Source organism: Pseudomonas sp. FW507-12TSA (assembly GCF_058781435.1).
In genome coordinates, this window is sequence record NZ_JBYSWT010000064.1 from 1 (window position 1) to 2495 (window position 2495).

The 2495-nt window shown below is 65.3% G+C and carries 2 protein-coding genes; one reads left to right on the forward strand and one right to left on the reverse strand.

The window, feature by feature from the left end; all coding sequences use genetic code 11:
- A partial coding sequence (locus AC3WK8_RS31890) for a glycine betaine ABC transporter substrate-binding protein (RefSeq protein WP_272482550.1) occupies positions 1 to 264 on the forward strand: 264 nt, incomplete at its 5' end.
- A 30-nt stretch (positions 265 to 294) separates the two neighbouring features.
- Here AC3WK8_RS31890 and AC3WK8_RS31895 read toward each other — a convergent pair.
- Positions 295 to 2430, reverse strand: a complete 2136-nt coding sequence (locus AC3WK8_RS31895; protein WP_103327196.1) for a TonB-dependent receptor — start codon at positions 2428 to 2430, stop codon at positions 295 to 297.
- Positions 2431 to 2495 lie beyond the last annotated feature (65 nt).

Below are 2495 nucleotides of genomic sequence, written 5' to 3' on the forward strand. Positions count from 1 at the left end.
CCCAACCCCCGTCCGACCCGGTCCCTGGCGTCCAAACTGTCGATCGGCGTGTCCACGCCGTTCCAGCAGCAATACCCGCAGCTGGTGGAGTTCTTCACCAAGGTCGACCTGCCCATCGGCCCTCTGAACCAGGCCCTGGCGCAGATGAGCGAGAACCACAGCGAGCCCCGGGACAGCGCCCGGGCATTCCTGCGGCAACACCCCGACCTGTGGCGTGCCTGGGTGCCCGCTGACGTGGCGGACAAGCTCGCTGCGACACTCTAGCGGTGTGTCCCGCCTGCGCCGGGACTGGCTTTAGAAACGGGTCTGCACGGCCACCTCGAAGGTTCGCGGCTGGCCCAGGTAATACGCCGGCGACACATGGGCGAACTGGCCATAGACCTCGTTGGTCAGGTTGCGCACCCGGCCGGTGATGCTGGTGTGGCTGTCGAGCTGGTAGCGCAGGAAGCTGCCATACAGGGTGTAGGCCGGCATGGTCAGGGTATTGGCATTGTCGGCGTAGACCGAGGCCACGTAGCGGGCATCGACCCCGGCCTGCCAATTGCTCGCCAGATCGTAGGTCAGCCACAGGTTGGCCAGGCGCGAGGGCACGTTGGTGGGGGTATTGCCCTTGCGCGAGACCACCGCGCCGCTGGCGAGCTTCTCGTTGAACGCATCGTATTGGGCATCCACCCAGGCGAAGTTGCCCTGGGCCAGCAGGCGTGGAGTGATGCGCAGCGAACTGGCCAGCTCGATGCCCTTCGATGTCTGCTGGCCCACCGGAATGCTATTGGCCGGGTCCAGTGGATCGCTCACGGCGAAGTCCTTGCGTTCGATGCGGTAGGCCGCCACGGTCGCCGAGCCACGACCGTCCAGGTAGTCGAACTTGCTCCCCACTTCCCACTGCTTGCCGGTGGATACGTCGAAGTTCTGGGTACCGCTGGGCTGTTCGGCGGCGGTGCTGTATTGCACATAGACGTTGGCGCTGGGCAAGAACTGCCAGGTCAGGCCCAGGCGTCCGGTGACCGGCTCCCAGCTGCGCTTGAAGTGGCGCGGGTTGCTGGCGGTGATGGCGCGGTGGTTGGTCACGTCCAGGTCGATGGCGTCGTAGCGCAAACCGCTGAGCAGCGACAGCTCGTCGGTCAGGGCCAGGCGGTTCTCGATGAACAGCGCGCGGGTGGTGACCTGGTTGGTCTTGTCCTTGGCCCAGCCCTGGCGGGTTCCTTCCAGTTCGTAGAAGTGCCCAGGACGGTAGCTGTTCGGGTCGACGCTGTTGCGTGCAGGTACGTTGTTCGGCGAATTGGTGGTGCTGTTGACCTTGTACTCGAAACCGGCGGCCCAGGTGGTGTCGAGGCCCAGCAGTTGGTCTTCGTGACGCACCTCGAACTGGTTGCCCACCTGGTTGCCCTGGTGCCGCACCAGGTAGGCGGTGGAGCGGCTCACCAGCCGGTTGTCGGGGCTGTACTGGTAGGTCTCCAGGTTGCGGTAGTCGCGCTGGTTGTCCAGGTGGTAGAGGGTATTGCGCAGGCTGGTGCTGTCGTTGATCCGGTAGTCGAGGATCGAGCGCAGCCAGACGGTGCGCTGTTCGTACAGGCCATCGGCGACGTTGTAGTTGTTGAAGCGGTTGTGCTTGTCGATCTTCAGGTCGCCGGCCTTGGGATTGAGTACCGGCGTGCCCCAGTAGGGGCTGTCCTCGTGCTCGTCCTGATACTCCACGGCCAGGGTATGGGACAGGTCCGGGGTCAGGTCGCTGAGCAGGGAGAATGCCAGGCTCCAGGCGTCGCGCTCCTGGCGGTCGATATAGCCGTTGCTGGTGTTGTGGCTGACATCCAGCCGCGCGAAGTGCTGCACATCGGCGCTGGCCGGGCTCAGGGCATGGTTGACCCCGAAGGCGGTCTGGGTGGTGTCGAAGCTGCCATAGCCGAGCAGGCCCTCGGCGGCCTGTTCGCGGCGTTCGGCCAGCTTGGTCACGTAGTTCAGCGAGCCGCCCACGGAGCCTGCGCCATTGATCAGCGACGACGGACCGCCCACCAATTCCACCCGGTCGTAGATCCAGGCGTCCACAGGGCGGGCCAGGCCGGTGGCGACATTGATGCCATTGAACATCTGGGTGATCTGGCCACTGGTGAAGCCACGGTAGGAAACGAAGCCGCCGAACCCCGGAGGAGCGCTGGCATTGACCCCGGGCAGGGCATTGGCGGCGTCCTGGAAGGTACGATCGCCCCGGCGTTCGATGTCCTGGCGGTTGCTTACCGCTACCGAGGCAGGGGTTTCGCGCAGGCTCAGGCCCAGGCGCGAGGCCATGCCGCTGGATTGGTCCAGGGACAGGCCGGGCTCGGCCTCGGTTTCGTCGGCGCCGATGGTGGTGGGGGCCAGTTCAACGCGCTGCGCGCCCCAGGCATTGGCACACAGGCAGCCCAGCAGGCTCGCCAGCAGAGGAAGGTGTTTCATTGATAGGTCCTGAATTCTTGACTAGGAAACAGCCCACGGCCATGCGCCACGCAAAGGGCGCGGTG